Annotated in this window: 11 protein-coding genes; 2 read left to right on the forward strand and 9 right to left on the reverse strand. The window is 68.0% G+C overall.

Annotation, left to right across the window (positions count from 1 at the left end; translation table 11 throughout):
- Positions 1–50: 50 nt before the first annotated feature.
- From ACZ5MJ_RS18040 to ACZ5MJ_RS18070, 7 genes are all read right to left on the reverse strand, one after another.
- A complete protein-coding gene (locus ACZ5MJ_RS18040) occupies positions 51–1,019 on the reverse strand; it encodes a tripartite tricarboxylate transporter substrate binding protein (protein WP_464221197.1) in 969 nt (322 codons plus the stop codon).
- Between the two features lie 318 nt (positions 1,020–1,337).
- Positions 1,338–2,174, reverse strand: coding sequence for a ChaN family lipoprotein (locus ACZ5MJ_RS18045; protein ID WP_464221198.1), 837 nt, complete (start codon positions 2,172–2,174; stop codon positions 1,338–1,340).
- An 80-nt stretch (positions 2,175–2,254) separates the two neighbouring features.
- Positions 2,255–5,461: an efflux RND transporter permease subunit gene (locus tag ACZ5MJ_RS18050; RefSeq protein ID WP_464221199.1), complete on the reverse strand. Its 3,207-nt coding sequence runs from the start codon at positions 5,459–5,461 to the stop codon at positions 2,255–2,257.
- A gap of 3 nt (positions 5,462–5,464) precedes the next feature.
- The gene (locus ACZ5MJ_RS18055) at positions 5,465–6,700 is read right to left on the reverse strand and encodes an efflux RND transporter periplasmic adaptor subunit (protein WP_464221200.1); all 1,236 of its coding nucleotides are present in this window, start codon (positions 6,698–6,700) and stop codon (positions 5,465–5,467) included.
- Positions 6,701–6,960: 260 nt separating this feature from the next.
- Complete coding sequence (locus ACZ5MJ_RS18060) at positions 6,961–7,599, reverse strand: MOSC domain-containing protein (protein WP_464221201.1); 639 nt, start codon at positions 7,597–7,599, stop codon at positions 6,961–6,963.
- Between the two features lie 165 nt (positions 7,600–7,764).
- The gene (locus tag ACZ5MJ_RS18065) at positions 7,765–8,937 is read right to left on the reverse strand and encodes an MFS transporter (RefSeq protein ID WP_464221203.1); all 1,173 of its coding nucleotides are present in this window, start codon (positions 8,935–8,937) and stop codon (positions 7,765–7,767) included.
- Between the two features lie 245 nt (positions 8,938–9,182).
- Positions 9,183–10,208 (reverse strand): D-2-hydroxyacid dehydrogenase family protein, encoded by a 1,026-nt coding sequence (locus ACZ5MJ_RS18070; protein WP_464221204.1) that lies wholly within the window; start codon positions 10,206–10,208, stop codon positions 9,183–9,185.
- Positions 10,209–10,728: 520 nt separating this feature from the next.
- On the opposite strand from ACZ5MJ_RS18070, the gene ACZ5MJ_RS18075 reads away from it, so the two are divergent.
- Positions 10,729–12,585 (forward strand): phosphoenolpyruvate carboxykinase (GTP), encoded by a 1,857-nt coding sequence (locus ACZ5MJ_RS18075; RefSeq protein ID WP_464221206.1) that lies wholly within the window; start codon positions 10,729–10,731, stop codon positions 12,583–12,585.
- Between the two features lie 89 nt (positions 12,586–12,674).
- On the opposite strand, the gene ACZ5MJ_RS18080 is transcribed toward ACZ5MJ_RS18075, so the two are convergent.
- Positions 12,675–13,346 carry a response regulator gene (locus ACZ5MJ_RS18080; RefSeq protein ID WP_464221208.1) on the reverse strand — a complete coding sequence of 224 codons (672 nt, stop codon included), beginning with the start codon at positions 13,344–13,346 and terminating at the stop codon, positions 12,675–12,677.
- Entirely contained in the window at positions 13,343–14,749 is a 1,407-nt protein-coding gene (locus tag ACZ5MJ_RS18085) for a cache domain-containing protein (protein WP_464221210.1), read from the reverse strand. Before ACZ5MJ_RS18085 ends, ACZ5MJ_RS18080 begins: the two co-directional genes overlap by 4 nt.
- 390 nt (positions 14,750–15,139) lie before the next feature.
- On the opposite strand from ACZ5MJ_RS18085, the gene ACZ5MJ_RS18090 reads away from it, so the two are divergent.
- On the forward strand, positions 15,140–17,212 hold the full coding sequence (locus ACZ5MJ_RS18090; protein ID WP_464221212.1) for a carbon starvation CstA family protein: 2,073 nt from the start codon (positions 15,140–15,142) through the stop codon (positions 17,210–17,212).
- Positions 17,213–17,214: the final 2 nt, after the last annotated feature.

Consider the following 17,214-nt stretch of genomic DNA (forward strand, 5'->3'; position numbering starts at 1 on the left):
GTAAAGCAGGTTGAAGCGGTATTGCTGGATGACGGTGCTGCGGGCAGCCCTTACCTGGCCACGCCCAGTTCACGCAGCGAGCTGCCCAGGCGGGCCGATTCGCTGTCGACGAACTTGCCGAACTCGTCGCCGGTCAGCAGGAACGGGGTCCAGTCGTTCTTCTGCAGCGTCTCTTTCCACGAATTGCTCTCGGTGGCCTTGACCACCGCGTCGATCATGGCCTTGCGCTGCTCGGCGCTGATGCCGGGCGCGCCGTACACGCCGCGCCAGTTGTAGATCTCGACATTCACGCCTTGCTCCTTGAGCGTCGGGATATCGGCGGTGCGGTCCTTGGAGGTCACCGCCAGCGCGCGCATCTTGCCGCTCTTGATGAAGGGCAGGAACTCCGACACGCCGGCAATGCCCACCGTCACGTGGCCGCCCATGATCGAGGCCGAGGCTTCGCCGCCGCCCTGGAACGGCACGTAGTTGATCTTCTTGGGGTCAACGCCCGATTCCTTGGCGATCAGGCCGGCCAGGATATGGTCGATCGAACCCTTGGAGCCGCCGCCCCAGCTGACGCTGCCGGGGTTGGCCTTGAGCTGCGTGGTCAGGTCCTTGACCGACTTGATCGGCGAGCTGGCCGGCACGGTGATGACCATGGTGTCGGCGAACAGGCGCGCGATCGGGGTGGCGTTCTTCAGCGTGACCGGCGGATGGTTGGTCTCGATCGCGCCCACCATCACCGCACCGACCACCATCAGCGCATTGGGGTTGCCCTTGTCGGTGTTGACGAACTGCGTCAGCGCGATGGTGCCGCCGGCACCGCCCTTGTTGTCGTACGAGGCAGTCCTGGTCGTGCCCGACGCGATCATCGCGGCGCCCAGCGAGCGGCCGGTCTGGTCAAAGCCGCCGCCCGGGTTGGCGCCGATCATGACCTTGAGGCTGTCCAGCGCAAAGGCCGGTGCGGCGGCAAAGGTGGCGGCAACGGCGGCCGATGCCATCACGGCATGGGCCAGGCGGGAATAGGTACGGCGCATAGCGGTCTCCTGGTTGTACCGGGGACGCGCCATGCCAGCCTGCTGGCAGCCGCGATCGGACCCGGGCGTTCCGGCAGCCACTGCGTTGCGGGGGACGGGAAGAGGGGCCGGAGGCCGCGCGCAAAAGCGCAGTGCCGGTGCTCGTCTCCTGTCCGGCTTGGCGGGGCGTGGCCGGGACTGTTCTTGGATTTTTGGTAAACGTCAGACCGGAACGACAGGTCATGGGCCGGATTCTAGGCGGCGGAAACTGTCAAAAGGCTGTCAAATGTGAGGAGAAAGGATCGGGGTTTACGTGGATGGCGCCTTCGCCCGAGTGGCTCACCCCGCCGGCTTCGCTTGCAGACAAGGATCCTTGCGCTCGACCGCCGGCACCACCACCGCCATATCGAACTCACCGTCGCCCGGCGGGTTTTCCATATAACCGATGCTGACCACCTGCCCCGCGCCCACCCCCAGCCAGCGCGGCACGCCGATGTCACGCCGCACGTGGCCGTTACCGGCGATCAGCACCGCGCCGCGTTGCGCGTACGGCCGCAGCGTCTGCGCCATCACCGCATCGCGCGCGGCTTGCGCCGCCAGCATGCCGGGCAGCATGGCCCTGGGGAAATTGCCGCAGTGGCCCTGGTCGAGCACCGCGGTCTGCGCAGCCACGAGGTCATCGGGCAACGCACCGGACAGGCCCAGCTGCCGGCGCTCGCCGGCCGGGAACAGGCTGTCCAGCCCGCCGCGCACGATCTTGCCGGCATCGGCTCGCGACAGGTTGGCGGCCACCAGCGGCAGGTCGTACTGCAGCGCCAGCGCCACCACCGGCCGGTACAGCGGCCACTGCCAGGCACCGCCGCCGGCCTGCGCGATCAGGTAGTCGGCATCGCGCGGGCGCTCGCGGCGGGCGCGCTCGATATCGGCCTGGCGCTCGCGGTCGAACTGCTCCATGGCGATGGCGGGGCGCCAGCCTTGGTCGAGCGCGCGCGTCAGCGCGGCCAGCCGCTGCTGCTGCGCGGCGGCGTTGTCGTGGACCTCCCCCAGCAGCACGTAGGACTTGCCGGCGAAGGCGGCGCTGACGGCCTCGGGCGCCGGGCGCGTCGCGGCGCAGCCGGTGGCCAGCACGGCGACAGCCACGGCAAGCAGGTTGGCAATACGCAAACGGCATGACATCACGCAGATCTCGCCCCTGATGGACGCTCCCCTCTCCCGCAGGCGGGAGAGGGGAGAAAACCAACAGCCGATTGAAAGCCTCAGTGCTGGTGCACCGTCTCGCCCGGCACCTTGTCCGGCAGCCTGTTGCCCTCGGCATCGATCTGCAGCGGACCGGTGCCGGAGAAGCGGTCCAGCGCCAGGTAGATCACCGGCGTGATGAACAGCGTGATCACCTGCGAGAACAGCAGGCCGCCGACCACGGCCAGGCCCAGCGGCTGGCGCAGTTCGGCGCCGGCACCCAGGCCCAGCGCCAGCGGCAGCGCGCCCATCACCGCGGCGAAGGTCGTCATCATGATCGGCCGGAAACGCAGCAGGCACGCCTGCCGGATCGCCCTGGCCGGCGTCATGCCCTGTTCGCGCTGCGCCGCCAGCGCGAAGTCGATCATCATGATGGCGTTTTTCTTGACGATGCCGATCAGCATCAGCACGCCGATCACCGCGATCAGCGACAGCTCGACATTGAAGAGGAACAGCGTCAGCAACGCGCCCACCGCGGCCGAGGGCAAGCCCGCCAGGATGGTCAGCGGGTGGATGTAGCTTTCATACAGCACGCCCAGCAGCGTGTAGATCACCGCGATGGCCGCCACCAGCAGCACGATCTGCGTGGCCTGCGACGACTGGAACACCGCCGCGTCGCCACCCCAGCTGGTGAAGATCGAGGTCGGCATGGCGATCTCCTGCCGGTAGCGGTCGATGCGCGCGGAGGCATCGCCCAGCGCCGCGCCCGGAGCCAGGTTGAACGACACCGTCACCGAAGGCAGCTGCCCCTGGTGGTTGACGGCGATCGGCCCGACCCGGCGCTCGGTGGTGGCGAAGGCCGAGACCGGCACCATCTGGCCGGTCTTGCTGCGCACATAGAGCTTGGAGAACGCGCTTTCGTCGGTGCGGTCGACATCGGCCGCCTGCAGGATCACGTAGTAATTGTCGATCGGCGTATAGATGGTCGACACCTGCCGCTCGCCAAAGGCCGAGTACAGCGCGGTGCGCACGTCCTGCATCTGCACGCCCAGCGCATTGGCCTTGTCGCGGTCGATCGACAGCTGCGCTTCCAGGCCCGACTGCTGCGAATCGCTGGTGACGTCGCGGAACACGGCATCGGCGCGCATCTTCGCCATCAGCCGGTCGGAGAACTCCTGCAGCTGGCCTGCCTTCACGCTCTGCAGCGTGTACTGGTAGCGGCTCTTGCTCTGGCGCCCGCCCAGGCGCAGGTTCTGCACCGGCGAGAAATACACCGCCAGCCCCGCAATGCCTGCCACGTCCTTGCGCAGCGACTCCACCACCTTCGCCATCCCGGGCCGCTCGCCCAGCGGCTGAAGCTCGACAAACATGCGGCCGGTGTTGATGGCGGGCGAAGGGCCGCCGCCGATGGAAACCACCACGCTCTTCACCGCGGGATTGGCGCGCATGCGCTCGGCCGCATCGCGCAGCCGCGCGGCCATGGCATCGAAGGAAATATCCTGCGGGCCTTCCGCGTTGACCTGGATCTGGCCGATGTCCTCTTCGGGGAAGAAGCCCTTGGGGATGGTCACGAACAGCACCGCGGTCAGCACGAAGGTCAGGCCCGCGATCACCAGCACGGTGCGGCGGTGCGCCAGGCACCAGTCCAGCCCGCGCGCATAGCGGTGCAGCGTGAACTCGAACAGGTTCTCGAACCACTGCGTGGAGCGCATGCCCAGGGTCTGCTTCTGCGCCACGGCAGCCGGCGCCGGATGGTCCGGCGCGTGGTCGCCATAGGCGTGGTGCGATTCGTCCACCGGCACGTTCTCGGCCGACAGGAAGCGCGCGCACAGCATCGGGATCAGCGTCAGCGACACCAGCGCCGACACCAGGATCGCCAGCGACACCACCGCGGCAAATTCATGGAACAGCAGGCCGATCACGCCCGGCATGAAGAAGATCGGGATAAACACCGCCACCAGCGAGATCGAGATCGACAGGATGGTGAAGCCCATCTCGCGCGAGCCCACCAGCGCGGCCTTGAGCGGTGCCACGCCTTCCTCGATATGGCGCACGATGTTCTCGAGCATGACGATGGCATCGTCCACCACCAGGCCCACCGCCAGCGTGATGGCCAGCAGCGAGACGTTGTCCAGGCTGTAGCCGAAGGCCTTCATCAGCGCCACCGTGCCGATCAGCGAGATCGGCAGCGACACCGTCGGGATCAGCGTGGCAGCGGCACGGCGCAGGAACAGGAAGATCACCATCACCACCAGCGCCACCGTCAGCGCCAGCGTGAACTGCACGTCGTGGATCGATTCGCGGATCGAGCTGGAGCGGTCGTTGACCACCGCCACATTGACCGATCCCGGCATCTGCGCGGTCAGGCGGGGCAGGGCGGCCTTGATGGCATCGACCACCGCCACGGTGTTGGCATCGGGCTGGCGCAGCACCGCCAGCACGATCGAGCGCTCGTTGTTGAGCCAGCTGCCGGTCTTGATGGTCTCGACGCTGTCCTCGACCTCGGCCACGTCGGACAGCCGCACCAGCGCGCCGTTGGGCTGGCTGGCGACGATGATATTGCGGAAGGCATCGGCGCTGGTCAGCTGCCGGTTGGCCTGGATGGTCAGGGTCTGGCGCGCGCTGTCCAGCGTGCCCACTGGCGTGTTGGCGTTGGCGCGGTTCAGCGCCGTGGCCAGCTCGTCCAGCGTCAGCCCGCGCGCGGCCAGTGCATCCGGGTGCGCGCGCACGCGCACGGCAAAGCGCTTCTGCCCGAACACCTGCACCTGCGCCACGCCCGGCAGCGTGGCCAGCGTGGGCGAGATCAGGTTGTCGCCGAAGGCGTTCAGGTCAGCCAGGCTCATCGCCGGCGAGTTGATCGCCAGCAGCAGCACCGGCGCATCGGCCGGATTGACCTTGCGGTATGACGGCGGCACCGTCATCTCGATCGGCAGCGAACGCTGTGCGCGGAACAGCGCCGCCTGCACGTCCACGGCGGCGGCGTCGATATCGCGGTCGTTGTTGAATTCGATGGTGATGCTGGAATTGCCGAGCGTGTTCGACGAGCTGATCACCGACACGCCCGGGATCGTCGCGAATTGCTTCTCCAGCTGCGTCGCCACCGATGCCGCCATGGTCTCGGGGCTGGCCCCGGGCAGGGTCGCGGTGACCTGGATCACCGGCGAGTTGAAGCTGGGCAGCGCGGCGATGGGGATGGTCGGGTACAGCACGATGCCGGTGACCACCACCGCCAGGCACAGCAGCACCGTCATCACCGGACGGCGGATGCAGAGTTCAGACAGCGTCATGGCTCAGTGCCCCGCGGTGGCCGGGCGGGCGGCGGCTGCGCCGGAGGCACCGGCGGCCGGGGCTTCGCGCACCAGCGCGCCGGGGCGCAGGTTCTGCGTGCCTTCCACCACCACGCGGGCGCCGGGCTGCACGCCCTCGACCACGGCCGCGGTGGCGGTGGTGGTCACCACCTGCACCGGCACGCGCGCGACCTTGCTGTCGGCCTGGACCACGTAGACGAAGCGGCCTTCGGGGCCGGTCACCACCGCCTGCGGCGGCACCGACAGCGCACCCTTCAGGGTCTGCACCACGGCGCTGACGTTGGCGTAGGTACCGGGCCACAGGCGCTGCGCTTCATTGTCGAACTGGGCCTTGACGCGGATGGTGCCGTACTGCGGATCGACGGTGTTATCCACAAAGGTGATCTTGCCGGTGACCGGGACCTTGCTGCCGTCGTTGGGCAGCGCCGTAACCTGGACCGGCCCGCTGCGCAACGCCTCGCGCAGCGCGGCGAGCTGGCGCTCGGGCAGGCTGAAGGTGACGGCAATCGGCTGGACCTGGGCGATGGTGACCATCGGCAAGGTGCTGTTGGGCAGCACCAGCGAGCCCGGGAACATGTTGATCACACCGGTACGCCCGCCGATGGTGGCGCGGATGGCGCCGTAGCTCACCGCCACGCGCGAGGCCTCGATGGCAGCCTGGTCGGCGCGGATGGTGGCTTCGAAGCCGTCAACCTTGGCCTGCGCCGTGTCCACGGCGCTCTTCGAGATGAAGTTGCGCTGCAGCAGGTCCTGGCTGCGCGCAAGCGTGCGCCGGGCATCGGCCAGGTCGGCCTGGTCGCGCAGCAGCTGGGCCTGCGCCTTGGCCAGGTTGGCCTCGTCCATGCGGGTGTCGAGCGAGAACAGCAGGTCGCCCGGCTTGACGGTCTGGCCTTCCTTGATATGGACGGTACGCACGGTGCTGGACACCTGCGGGCGCACCTCGACGGTGGACAGCGCCGTGACATTGCCGTTGGCCGAGACCTGCAGCGGCACGTCGCCCTGCTGCACGGCCACGGTGGAGACCACCACCACCGCCGGCGGCTTGGGCGCCGGCTTGGGTGCCAGCCAGGTGCGCCAGGCAAGCCAGCCCAGGCCGGCGAGCACCAGCACCACGGCCACCATGACCCACGGCGATACGCGGCCGCGCCCCGTTCCGGTGGCCGACCTCCAGTTGCTGTCGACGAAGCCCTTGGGCTGGTCGATCCTGTCAGATTTCATGTTGTGTGAACCCTCTGCACCACGTCTTCGCGCCACTCCCCGTGGTCCGCCCGGCCTGTTATGCCCAGATGTTGCCGGTGCGTGTCGCGCAAAGCCTCTACTAGTACCGCGCTTCGCCCGCCGGAGCCAGCGCCGCGTATTACAGTCCGTTACAGGGGAGCAAGGGTCTGGTAATGGCCGGAGCCGGCAAACGCCGCCCGAGCCACAGGGGAGGCTGGAGATATGTCTGGCGGGGCGCTTGTATGATTAGACAAACATTATCAGAAAAGCTGCCGCCGGCCATCGCGGCGCCACTGATTGACGCTGTCGACTGACAGTTTGCGTGGCCCGGGCTGCACAATCACGGCATCGCCGGCGCGCACTTCGCCCTTGAGCACCACGCTGAGATAGACCCCGGAGTAGCCGCTCTCGACCATGTCGCGCACCGCGTGGCGGTAGCCGAGCGCGGCGTTGAACTTGTAGCAGGGCTGGCGCGGCGACTCCACCCGCAGCAGGGCCGTCCCCACGCGCACCAGGTCGCCGATCCAGAGCTCGGATTCGAGCAGGCCTTCCAGGGTCAGGTTCTCGCCCATGGCGCCGTAGGGCAGCGGCGGGCCGGATTCAGGCTGCGCGCAGGCGCGGCGGCGCGCGTTCCACCAGGCGTAATGCTCGGACGGGTAGGCGTAGACCGCCTTGTCCAGGCCGCCGTGCACGGTCAGGTCGCCCTGCTCGTCGCCGGCCAGGCCCAGCGGCTGCACCTGCACCCGCAGCGGATGCAGCAGCGTGCTGACAGGGTGCTTGCGGATGCCAGACAGGACCACCGCCTCAGTGCCCGCCCCGGCCACAACCAGCGGGATGGCCTTGCCCAGGCTGACCGCCAGCACACGCGCAAGGCCCGGCCAAGGTCTGGAATCGCTCACGTGCGCCCCCCGCTTCGTGGTTGTGGAAAAGGCTGTGGACAAGCTGCGGATATCCCTGAGGATAAGGGGACGGATAACCCTGTGGGCAAATGCTTGGTGCGGTTCCTCACAAGGCGCCCTGGCGGCGGCAGAACAGGGGAGGGCGGTGCCGGTTTCAGCCCTGCATCACACCTGCCGGGCCGCCTGCAGCCGCTGCCACTGGCAGCCCAGCATGCGGGCGCGCTGCGACACCGCCAGCGCCGCCAGCATCAGCGCCGCCGCGCCCCAGTGCAGGGTATCGGGACCGGCCAGCGTATAGATGGCCGCGCCGGCCATGGCGCCGGCTGCCTGGCCCAGGTAGATCGATGAAGAATTCAGCGAGATCGAGACCGAGGCCCGCTCCGGCGCCAGCAGCACCAGCCGCGCCTGCTGCGCGCTGTTGGTGGCAAATCCGCCCAAGCCCCACAGCATGAACAGCAGCACCAGCGCCACGCCGCCCAGCCCGGCCAGCGGCCACAGCACCATGGCCGTGATCGAGGTCAGCAGCGTGACCTGCACGATCCGGCTGGGCGTGACCCGGTCCATGCGCGACGCCGCCATGGCATTGCCGAACACCCCGCAGGCGCCGTAGGCCAGGAACATCAGGCTGAGCGCGCCGCCGCTGATGCCGTAGACGTCGCGCATCAGCGGGGCGATATAGGTAAACAGCGTGAACATGCCGGCCGAAGAGATCATGGTGGTCAGCACCACCAGCATGACCGGCTTGTGGCGCAGCACCGCGCCCCAGGCCTCGCGCCCGGCCGGCGGCACCATCAGCCCGCGCGGCAGCGCGCGCCAGACCGCCGCCGACACCAGCAGCGCCATCACGCCGACCAGCGCCATGCTGACGCGCCACCCCATCGTGCTCGAAATCCACGTGCCCAGCGGCACGCCCACCACGCTGGCGATGCTCCAGCCCAGGAACACAAAGCTGATGGCGCGCCCGCGGGTCTGCGCATTGACCAGCAGCGGCAGCGCGGCCGCGGTCTGGGGCGTATAGATGGCCGCGCCGATCGCGGTCAGGAAGCGGATCGCCATCAGCGCGGCAAAGCTGGGCGCGCAGGCCGCGGCCACGTGCATCACCCCATAGACCAGCAGCGACCCCGTCAGCAGCAGCCGGCGGTCGATGCGCGAGCCCAGCGTGGCGAACAGCGGGGCGCCGATGCAGGTGGCCAGCGCGAACACCGAGATCAACTGCCCGGCGCTGGCCACACCCAGCCCGAAATCGCCGGCAATATCGTTCAACATGCCGGTCACGATCATCGCACCGGTGCCGATGACGAAATTGCCGACGCAGAGCGTCACAAGCCTGGGGTCCATGCCGGCCTTGGGAGAGGGATCGGCGCGCGGGGGCGCCTTGTTGTTGTCCGGGGATGCCGCGGGCCATGGCGGCCGGGCAGTAGGGGAAGTCCCGAGTGTAGCGGTTTCGTGGAAATCGCGTTTCCCAGACGAAAAGCCCGGCCAGATGTAAAACACCCCTGTCCCGCATGGCGGAACAGGGGGTGTCAGGGGCTGGGCGTCCGGAGGCAATCCAGCCGCCGCCGAAGACTCAGCCCGTCAGCGCATCAGCGCGTCAACACAGGCGCCAGCGCCTTCGGATTGACGATGCAGTCATGCTTGCCGTCCAGCACGTCCAGGATGTTCTGGAACGCGGTGCGGAAATACAGCTCGTAGCTGTCGCGCTCCACATAGCCCAGGTGCGGCGTGCAGATGCAGTTTTCCATGCGCAGCAGCGCGTGGCCCTGCAGGATCGGCTCGGACTCGAACACGTCCACCGCCGCCATGCCGGGACGGCCCCGGTTCAGCGCGGCGACCAGGGCGTTCTCTTCCAGCAGTTCGGCGCGGCTGGTATTGACGAACAGCGCGGTGGGCTTCATCCGGGTCAGGTCGCCCTGCTTGACGATGCCGCGCGTGTCGTCGTTCAGGCGCAGGTGCAGCGACAGCACATCGCTGTCCGCAAACAGTTGTTCCTTCGACTCCGCCACGTCCAGGCCATCGGCACGCGCGCCTTCCAGCGACGTCTCGCGGCCCCAGACCAGCACCTTCATGCCGAAGGCGCGGCCATAGCCGGCCAGCAGCCGGCCGATCTTGCCGTAGCCCCAGATCCCGAGCGTCTGGCCGCGCAGCACCTGGCCCAGGCCGAAATTGGGCGGCATCGTCGTCGATTTCAGCCCCGACTGCTGCCAGGCACCATGCTTCAGGCTGGCCACGTACTGCGGGATGCGGCGCTGGGCGGCCATGATCAGCGCCCAGGTCAGCTCGGCCGGCGCCACCGGCGAGCCCACGCCTTCGAGCACGGCCACGCCGCGGTCGGTGCAGGCCTCCAGGTCGATATGGCTGCCGGGACCGGCGCCGACCCGCCCGGTCTGGCTGATCAGCTTGAGCTTGGGCAGTTTTTCCAGCAGTTGCCGGGTGATGCGGGTGCGTTCGCGGATCAGCACCACGGCTTCCACGTCTGACAGGCGCGCGGCCAACTGGCCCACGCCCTTGACGGTATTGTTGAACACCTTGACGTCGTGCCCTTCCAGCAGGCTGAAGCAAGGCAGCTTGCGCACGGCATCCTGGTAATCGTCGAGTACGGCAATCTTCATCGGCAACCCTGGTTATCTTCGGGACGTTGTGCCGGTTGGTGCGCGCGCCCACTGAGCCGCGCGCCGGCCAACAGTATTGTTGTGAAATGTTGCGAACCCCGTGCCGGCGCCCCGCAACACTGCCGCCGGGCGGCGCAAATGTCGCGCCAACCGGCACCGGCGATTGTTGCGCAGCAAAAAACAGGGGGGTGCGCCAGTGGTATCCTTGCCCGCTCCGGTGTCGCCGCGGATTGTCGGTCGAGCCTCGCTCCCGTCGCGCGGACGCCACCGGACAAAGCCCGGCCAGCATGTGCAGGCACCCCGGCGCTGGCGAAGCGCAACTGTAGCGCAGCCGCAGGGACCGCCGCGACCTTTTGCATAAACGGGGCCGCCGCGTAGTTGTAACGGGATGTGACGACCCGGGGATGACGCACCGGAAGTGACGATTCCATCCCGGGACGTACGGCGGACCATGGGCCCACTGGCCAGGCTTTGAAAGGATTCCTTCCCTTCCTTCCCTTACGAACCTGGAGTTTGCAGTATGAACCACCCCACGATGCAAGGCACGGTAGCCGTCAATGCGCCGGCCTGGGTCAAGCACCCCAAGCTGATTGCCTGGGTTGCGGAAATCGCCGCGCTGGCCAAGCCCGACAATATCTACTGGTGCGACGGCTCCCAGGAAGAATATGACCGCCTGTGCGAGCAGATGGTCGCCGCCGGCACCATGAAGCGGCTGAACCCGGCCAAGCGCAAGAATTCCTTCCTGGCCCTGTCGGACCCGTCGGACGTGGCGCGCGTGGAAGACCGTACCTTCATCTGCTCCGAGAAGCAGGAAGATGCCGGTCCGACCAACAACTGGACCGCCCCCGCCGAGATGCGCCAGACGCTCGCCGGCCTGTTCGACGGCTGCATGCGCGGCCGCACGCTGTATGTCGTGCCGTTCTCGATGGGCCCGCTGGGCTCGCCGATCGCCCATATCGGCGTGGAACTGTCGGATTCGCCATACGTGGCAGTCAATATGCGCATCATGACGCGCATGGGCCGCGCCGTGTACGACGTGCTCGGCACCGACGGCGCCTTCGTGCCGTGCGTGCACACCGTCGGCAAGCCGCTCGCCGCGGGCGAACAGGACGTGGCCTGGCCGTGCAACCCGACCAAGTACATCGTCCATTTCCCGGAAACGCGCGAGATCTGGTCGTTCGGCTCCGGCTACGGCGGCAACGCGCTGCTCGGCAAGAAGTGCTTCGCACTGCGCATCGCATCAACCATGGGCCGCGATGAAGGCTGGCTCGCCGAGCACATGCTGATCCTGGGCGTGACCTCGCCCGAGGGCAAGAAGTACCACGTGGCCGCCGCCTTCCCGTCGGCCTGCGGCAAGACCAACTTTGCCATGCTGATCCCGCCCAAGGCCTTCGAGGGCTGGCAGGTCACCACCATCGGCGACGACATCGCCTGGATCAAGCCGGGCCAGGACGGCCGCCTGTACGCCATCAACCCGGAAGCCGGCTATTTTGGCGTGGCCCCGGGCACCAGCGAGAAGACCAACTTCAACGCGATGGCGACGCTCAAGGAAAACGTCATCTTCACCAACGTGGCGCTGACCGACGACGGCGACGTGTGGTGGGAAGGCATGACCAAGGAAGCGCCCGCGCACCTGGTCGACTGGCAGGGCAAGGACTGGACCCCGGAAATCGCCCGCGCCACCGGCGCCAAGGCCGCGCACCCGAACGCCCGCTTCACCGCGCCGGCGTCGCAGTGCCCGTCGATCGACCAGAACTGGGACAACCCGGCCGGCGTACCCATTGATGCGTTCATCTTCGGCGGCCGCCGCTCGACCACCGTGCCGCTGGTGACCGAGGCCCGCAACTGGACCGAAGGCGTCTACATGGCCGCCACCATGGGCTCGGAAACCACCGCCGCGGCCGCCGGCCAGCAGGGCGTGGTGCGCCGCGACCCGTTCGCCATGCTGCCGTTCTGCGGCTACAACATGAGCGACTACTTCGGCCACTGGCTGGAACTCGGCCAGAAGCTGGAAGCCGCGGGCGCGAAGCTGCCCAGGATCTACTGCGTCAACTGGTTCCGCAAGGACGCCGACGGCAACTTCGTGTGGCCGGGCTTCGGCGAGAACATGCGCGTGCTGTCGTGGATGATCGACCGCGTGGAAGGCAAGGGGCAGGGCGCCGAGCATGTGTTCGGCACCACCCCGCGCTACGAGGACCTGAACTGGAACGGCGTGGATTTCAGCCCGGCGCAGTTCACGCAGGTGACCTCGATCGATCGCGATGCGTGGCAGCAGGAGCTGGCGCTGCATGACGAGCTGTTCACCAAGCTGCAGCATCGGCTGCCGCAGGCGCTCGCGCAAGCACGGGCGGCCCTGGGCAAGCGGCTGGAAGGCTGATCGCGACGATTCGCATCCGGCGATAAAAAGCGCCCGTCTCCGCGGAGACGGGCGTTTTTTTATCCCGCCTCGCTATCTCACTCGCGGTCTCACTCGCTATCCCCCAGCGTCTGCACCGCATACTTCACCAGCCCGGCGCGCCCCTCGATCCCCAGCTTGCGCTTCAGGTTCAGCCGGTGCGTCTCGACCGTGCGCACCGACACCCCCAGCTGCGCCGCGATCTCCTTGTTGGCCAGGCCCCGCCCGATGCCGCGCAGGATGTCGCGCTCGCGCGGGGTCAGCGCATCCAGCGGGCCGGCCGCAGGGCTCTGCTCGGCCATGCCACGGGCAATGCGGGCGCTGTAGAACACCCGCCCGGCCAGCACCGATTGAATCGCCGCCATCAGCTCATCGGCTGGCGCGTCCTTGAGCACATAGCCGCGCGCGCCCGCTCGCACCGCCTGGCGCACGTATTCCAGGTTGTCGTGCATCGACACGATCAGCACGGCCAGCTCCGGATAGCGGTCATGCAGCGCCGCCGCCAGGGCAATGCCGCCCATGCCGCGCATGCCGATATCGGTAATGACCAGGTCGGGCAGCTCGGCGCTGCCGGCGCGGTCCAGCCACGCCAGCGCGGCTTCGCCGTCGTCGGCCTCGCCCACCACGCGCAGGCCGGGCTGCAGCGCCAGGTGCATGCGCATGCCGTCGCGCACCAGCGCATGGTCGTCGATCAGCAAGACGCGGGCGGGTACGTCGGTGGCGTCGGAAAAAGGCTGGGTCATGACTGCGAGGATCCTGCCGATATGGCATCGCGCGCAATGGCCGCGGGCCTGGCCAGCGGCAGCGAGGCGACGATCTGGGTGCCGCCCATGCCGGAAATGATGTCGAACTGCCCGCGCAGCGCGGCGACGCGCTCGCGCAGGTTGCGCAGGCCGATGCCGCGCTGCGGGTCCGCCTGCATGCGCGCCACGTCGAAGCCATGGCCATCGTCGCGCACGGTCAGGCGCGTGGCATCGGCATCAAAGGCCAGCGATACCGCGACGCAGCGTGCGCCGGCATGGCGCTCCACGTTGGTCAGCGCTTCCTGCGCGATGCGGAACAGCGCCGTGGCCTGCTCGTCTGGCAGCTCGCGCGGGGTGCCGCCCTGGGTCACCGTGATCTCCAGCCCGCTGCCGCCCTGCATCTCGCGCGCCAGGTGCTGGAGCGCGGCGAACAGGCCCAGATCGTCGAGCAGTGCCGGGCGCAGGTTGCGCGCCACGCGGCGCACTTCATTGAAGACGGCGTCGAGCCGGTTCAGTGCCATGCCCAGCACCGGCGCCACCGCGGCGCCTTCGGCCGGGGCCCGGCGCAGGCGGTTGGCAGCGGTTTCCAGCACCAGCTTGACCGATACCAGCAGCTGGCTGATGCCGTCGTGCAACTCGCGCGAAAGCCGGGCGCGCTCGTCTTCCTGCGACTGCACCACGCGTTGCGCCAGCTGGCGCAGCTTGGCGTCGGCCTCGCGATGCTCGCTGACATTCAGCGCCAGCCCGCTGGCGGCCACCAGCAGGATGCTGATGCCGGCGATGACGCCGATCCAGGCCATGGTTTCGCGGATATCGGTCTCGGCACGGGCGTCGAGCTGGCGCAGCGTGCGTTCCACGTCATCAAGATAAATACCGGTACCGAGCATCCAGTTCCACTCGGGCACCGCCACGACATAGCCGAGCTTGGGCGCCAGCTGCTGTGACGACGGCTTTTTCCACAGGTAGCGCACCGCGCCGCCGCCGGCCTTGGCTGCGGCAATCAGTTGCTGGATGGTGAGCGCGCCCTGCGGGTCGCGCAGCGTCCACAGGTCCTGCCCGACCAGCTCGGGCTGGCGCGGGTGCATCAGGTTGCGGCCCTGCAGGTCGTACAGGAAGAAGTAGCCGTCCGGGCCGTAGTCCAGCCGGGCGAGAGCCTCCATGGCCGCCTGCCGCGTAGCGGCGTCGCCGCGCCCGGAACGCACCAGCGGCGCGATCGCGCTCTGCGCCAGTTCCACGTAGTGGCGCAGCTCGGTTTCCTTGCTCTGGAGATAGGCCGCCTCGACCAGCGCGCGCTCATGCCGGGCGAGCTGGGTGGCCTGGAAACGCACGGCGAATGCGATGCCGAGCATGGCGACCGCAAGGGGCGCCACGGCAAGCAACAGGATCTTCTGGCGGAGTTTCATCTGGACCGGGGTAAACACCGACGCCGCGCAGGCGGCATGCCACCGTCGGCTTGCGTAGTACTACGCAGAAGTGCTGCGTAGTTACGCGCTTGCGCCGCGTTTGGCGGGTGTCAATACTACACGCCGGATGCGCAAGCCGCCCCAACATGGCGCGCGCGTCGATGCAGCTGGTGCACCGCCCACCCGGACGGTGCACCGCCTGCCTGCAAGACGAGATCCGGAAACGACACACAACCGGGCCGCGGCAGCTATCCTTGGGAGACACCTTGACCGTCGGATTGCCCCGTTGCCCGCCTTCGGCGCATCCCCGCTGTCGGCCGTGCCAGTTGCCTGTTACCAGTCCTTCGCCACCGCAGGCTATCGATATCCCGGTCTGAGGAGACCCTTACTATGAATCGCATCGGAGAACACCTGGTGTGGCTGGCCGTCGCCGTCCTTGGCGCGTTTGCCTTCGGCACCGTCGCGCTGGCGCGCGGCGAGGCCGTCAGCGCGCTGTGGATCGTGGTTGCCGCGCTCTGCATCTACCTGATCGCCTACCGCTACTACAGCCGCTTTATCGCCGACAAGGTGATGCAGCTCGATCCCAAGCGGATGACGCCGGCCTGGCGCCACAACGACGGCCTGGACTACGTGCCGACCAACAAGGCGGTGCTGTTCGGCCACCACTTCGCCGCCATTGCCGGCGCCGGCCCGCTGGTCGGCCCCGTGCTGGCCGCGCAGATGGGCTATATGCCGGGCATGCTGTGGATCCTGGCGGGCGTGGTGTTCGCCGGCGCGGTGCAGGACTTCATGGTGCTGTTCATCTCCACGCGCCGCGACGGCCGCTCGCTGGGCGACCTGGTCAAGTCCGAGATGGGCACGGTGCCGGGCATGATCGCGCTGTTCGGCTGCTTCATGATCATGATCATCATCCTGGCGGTGCTGGCGCTGATCGTGGTGAAGGCGCTGGCCGGTTCGCCGTGGGGCACCTTCACGGTGGCGGTGACGATTCCGATCGCGCTGTTCATGGGCATCTACACCCGCTACATCCGCCCGGGCCGCATCGGCGAGGTGTCGGTGATCGGCTTCGTGCTGCTGATGCTGGCCATCATCGGCGGCCAGCACGTGCATGAGAGCGCCGTGCTGGCGCCGCTGTTCACGTATGACGGCAAGGCCCTGACCTGGATGCTGATCATCTACGGCTTTATCGCCGCCGTGCTGCCGGTGTGGCTGCTGCTGGCGCCGCGCGACTACCTGTCGACCTTCCTGAAGATCGGCACCATCATCGCGCTGGCCATCGGCATCCTGATCGTCGCGCCGGAACTGAAGATGCCGGCCTTCACCCAGTTCGCCAAGGGCGGTGGCCCGGTGTGGTCGGGCAACCTGTTCCCGTTCCTGTTCATCACCATCGCCTGCGGCGCGGTGTCGGGCTTCCACGCGCTGATCTCGTCGGGCACCACGCCCAAGCTGCTGGAAAATGAATCGCACGCGCGCTTCATCGGCTACGGCGCGATGCTGGCCGAGTCGTTCGTCGCCATCATGGCGCTGGTGGCCGCTTCGGTGATCGAGCCGGGCGTGTACTTCGCCATGAACAGCCCGTCCGCCGTGATCGGCACCACGCCGGACGCGGTGGCGCAGGTGGTTTCGACCTGGGGCTTCGTGATCACGCCCGACGTGCTGATCCAGACCGCCAGGGACGTCGGCGAGAACACCATCATCTCGCGCGCCGGCGGCGCGCCGACGCTGGCCGTGGGCATCGCCCACATCCTGCACCAGGTGGTGGGCGGCCAGGCCATGATGGCGTTCTGGTACCACTTCGCCATCCTGTTCGAGGCACTCTTCATCCTGACCGCCGTCGATGCGGGCACCCGCGCCGGCCGCTTCATGCTGCAGGACCTGCTGGGCAGCTTCGTGCCTTCGCTCAAGCGCACCGACTCGCTCCCCGCCAACCTGATCGCCACCGCACTGACCGTGGCGGCCTGGGGCTACTTCCTGTACCAGGGCGTGGTCGACCCGCTGGGCGGCATCAATACGCTGTGGCCGCTGTTTGGCATCTCCAACCAGATGCTGGCTGCCGTGGCGCTGGTGCTGGGCACCTGCGTGCTGGTCAAGATGAAGCGCGGCCAGTACGCCTGGGTCACGCTGCTGCCGACCATCTGGCTGCTGGTCTGCACGCTGACCGCCGGCTGGCAGAAGCTGTTCGACGCCGATCCCAAGGTCAGCTTCCTGACCCATGCCGCCAAGTTCAGCGCAGCCATTGCCGAAGGCAAGGTGCTGGCCCCGGCCAAGTCGATCGAGCAGATGCAACGCATCGTCTTCAACGACTACCTGGACGCCGGCCTGTGCGCGCTGTTCATGTTCGTGGTGCTGTCGATCGTCTTCTACGGCTTCAAGACCGCGCTGCAGGCGCGCACGGCAAGCCGCCGCACCGACAGCGAAACGCCGTTCGAGCCGCTGCCGGCGGCCGCCTCGGCACAATCCTGAAG

Source organism: Cupriavidus sp. LA-1 (assembly GCF_055385985.1).